This is a genomic window from Nocardia sp. NPDC060220 (genome assembly GCF_042727815.1).
Lineage (GTDB): Bacteria > Actinomycetota > Actinomycetes > Mycobacteriales > Mycobacteriaceae > Nocardia.
The window spans coordinates 1-2,572 of record NZ_JBHWZY010000920.1 but is presented as its reverse complement, the minus strand read 5'-3'; the positions used below and the strand labels follow the sequence as shown (position 1 = coordinate 2,572).

4 protein-coding genes are annotated in these 2,572 nt (G+C 66.8%); 2 read left to right on the top strand and 2 right to left on the bottom strand.

Annotated features, from left to right (window positions below; all coding sequences use genetic code 11):
- Positions 1–777, bottom strand: a 777-nt coding sequence (locus ACFWF3_RS31730; protein WP_379317465.1) for a methyltransferase domain-containing protein, incomplete at its 3' end; no start/stop codon positions are given.
- A 40-nt stretch (positions 778–817) separates the two neighbouring features.
- On the opposite strand from ACFWF3_RS31730, the gene ACFWF3_RS31725 reads away from it, so the two are divergent.
- The gene (locus tag ACFWF3_RS31725) at positions 818–1,396 is read left to right on the top strand and encodes an HhH-GPD-type base excision DNA repair protein (protein WP_378994424.1); all 579 of its coding nucleotides are present in this window, start codon (positions 818–820) and stop codon (positions 1,394–1,396) included.
- A 105-nt stretch (positions 1,397–1,501) separates the two neighbouring features.
- A complete protein-coding gene (locus tag ACFWF3_RS31720) occupies positions 1,502–2,206 on the top strand; it encodes a hypothetical protein (protein WP_378638579.1) in 705 nt (234 codons plus the stop codon).
- A gap of 155 nt (positions 2,207–2,361) precedes the next feature.
- On the opposite strand, the gene ACFWF3_RS31715 is transcribed toward ACFWF3_RS31720, so the two are convergent.
- The coding region (locus ACFWF3_RS31715; protein ID WP_379317463.1) for a hypothetical protein at positions 2,362–2,572 on the bottom strand (211 nt) is incomplete at its 5' end.

The following is a 2,572-nucleotide window of genomic DNA, read 5'->3' as shown; positions in this document are numbered from 1 at the left end:
GCCTGCCTGCAGGTCGGCGAGGAGTTGATCGCGATCGCTCGCGGTGATCGCCCCGCGCAGGGCGGCCAGGTCCGCGATGCGGCGCACCAGCGCTCCCGCGCCGACCGTTCGGTCCTGCACCAGTGCGTGTGAGCCGATCTCCTCGACCACCAGGCCGGTGCCGCTGAGCAGCCCGGGGAGGCGTCGGCCCGAGAGCGGATTGGTGGTCGAGGAGATCAGGGTGTCGATCACCGCGCCCACCACCCGTGAGCTGCCGGGATGCACGATCGCGGTTGCCCAGTCGCAGTCCACCACCACCGCGCGCCCACCGGGCCGCAGCACCCTGGCGATCTCGGCCGCCGCCCGCGCGGGTGCGGTGAGGTGCTGGAACACCCGTTCGCACAGCACCGCGTCGAAGGTATCGGTGCCGAACGGTAAGCCGTAGGCATCGCCGGAGACGAAGCTCGCGCTCGACCCGGACTCGATCGCGCGGCGCTGCGCCGAGGCGAGCAGATGCGGATCCGGCTCGACGCCGATCGCGGTGCCGTGGGGCCCGACTTCCTCGGCGAAGGTGAACACCTCCGATCCGGTGCCCGACCCGATGTCGAGCGCGCTCTCGCCGGGCCGCAGCGCCAGCGCGGTGTGACTCCAGGCGCCGAGCGCGCGCATACCGGGTCGGGTGACTGCCAGATCATGGGCGTCGATCAGCTGATCCCGGGCCGCTCGGTCGAAGCGGGCCGGGCGTGGGGTGTAGTCGGTCATTCGCACCGCCAGAGTGGGAGCAGTCCTCGTGAGCATGGACTCAGAGGCTACTGGTGAAATGTGTCACGATGAATGTATGACTCGCACGCTGTGCCTCGCGCAGGAATCCGAGGCCGACGAACTGCTCAGCACCGACGATTTCGCGCTGCTGCTGGGAATGCTGCTCGACCAGCAGTACCCGATGGAGCACGCGTTTCGTGGGCCGCGCAAACTCGCCGAGCGCATGGGCGGATTCGATCTGCGCCGCATCGCCGAAGCGGATCCGGCCGAATTCGAGGAACTCGCGGCCACCCCGCCTGCGATTCACCGTTATGGGCGGTCGATGGCGCGGCGGGCCCAAGCGCTCGCCCAGTATGTGATCGAGCACTATGACGGCCTACCTGCGCAGATCTGGACCGCGGGCGATCCCGACGGTGCGGAGGTGCTGCGCCGGTTGCAGGACCTGCCGGGGTTCGGGGCGCAGAAGGCGAAGATCTTCCTCGCATTGCTCGGAAAACAGCGGGGCGTGCAGCCCGACGGCTGGCGAAAAGCGGCCGGATCCTATGGCGACGACGGGTCGCGACGCTCGGTCGCCGACGTTGTCGATGCCGAAACATTGTCGGAAGTACGAGAATTCAAGAAGCAGGCCAAGGCGGCGGCCAAAGCCTCGAAATGAATTCCTAGTTAAGATCTAGCTGCTTTTTTCCCTCGTCACGAGGGTGGATCTGCTCGAAGCTTGCATCTCGAACAGCTCCACAACAGATGAGGGATTGGCAGTTTTATGAAGATGAGGAAGTTCGCCGTTGTCGCGGCGCTCCTGACCGTGGCTACGGGCATCACGGCAGGCACCGTGAACGCCGCGCCGGCCGAGGAAGCCGCCCCGATCAACTACACCGCCGAGGTCGTCGACGATTCGAAGGCCGTCATCACCACCGATGCCGGCTCGCTGGTCGAAGAGGACGGTGTCTTCAAGATCAAGGCCCCCAACGGCGCCACCCTCGCGGGCACCCCCCTGAGTTTCCGCCTCGACGAGTTCGAGCTGCCGATCGCGGCCGAGATCTCGGGCAACACCGCGACCCTGACCCCGCAGCTGGATCCGGCCAAGGCTGTCTACAAGCCGGTCGCGCTGCCCTACGAGGACAAGGCGCCGTGGAAGACCGAGTACGAGCGTGAGCAGGCCGCCTGGAGCCGTCTGACCTCCACCATCTCGCTGGGCGCCGCGATCGGCACCCTGGTCGGTGGCCTCGGCGGCGCCGCGCTCGGTTGCGTCGCGGGTGCGGCGGGCGGCCTGGTCGCCGGTGGCGTGCTCGGCGCGATCTTCGGCGCCCTCCCCGGCGGCATCGGCGGCTGCGTCGTCGGCGCCACCACGATCGGCGCCCTCGGCGTCATCCTGGGTCAGATCTTCATCACCGCCCCGGTGGCGATCGGTGCTGCGATCCAGTACTTCTCCACGATCTCCGCGCCCTTCAACGCGCCGGCCAAGTAAGTCCGACCGGATCGTCGAAACCCTCTGCGGGAACTCGGTTCCCGCAGAGGGTTTCCCTCGTTTGTACCCATTGCGCCTGTCGTGTGCCCCCGCTGACCTGCGGCGATGATGTGCCTCAGCGCACAATTCGCCGGTTTGGCTTGGATGGGTCGGGATTAGGTGTTAACTTGATTGTTATGTCCAGCAACCATCTCCCCGCCCAGCGGGTCACGTACGTGACCGCCGCTCTGGGCTTGCGGTTGCCGTTGACGCGCGAACTGTGTCGTTCCTGCTTCTGCAGCTGAGCCCTTCAGGTTCGCGAGCTGCCACGCCCCACGTGTAGGCAATCCCGTTGGGATAACGGGATTTTTGGCAAGGAACTTCATC

Coding starts and splice junctions, on each gene's coding strand:
- ACFWF3_RS31725 (WP_378994424.1), top strand. CDS start 818: ATGACTCGCACGCTGTGCCTCGCGCAGGAATCCGAGGCCGACGAACTG.
- ACFWF3_RS31720 (WP_378638579.1), top strand. CDS start 1,502: ATGAAGATGAGGAAGTTCGCCGTTGTCGCGGCGCTCCTGACCGTGGCT.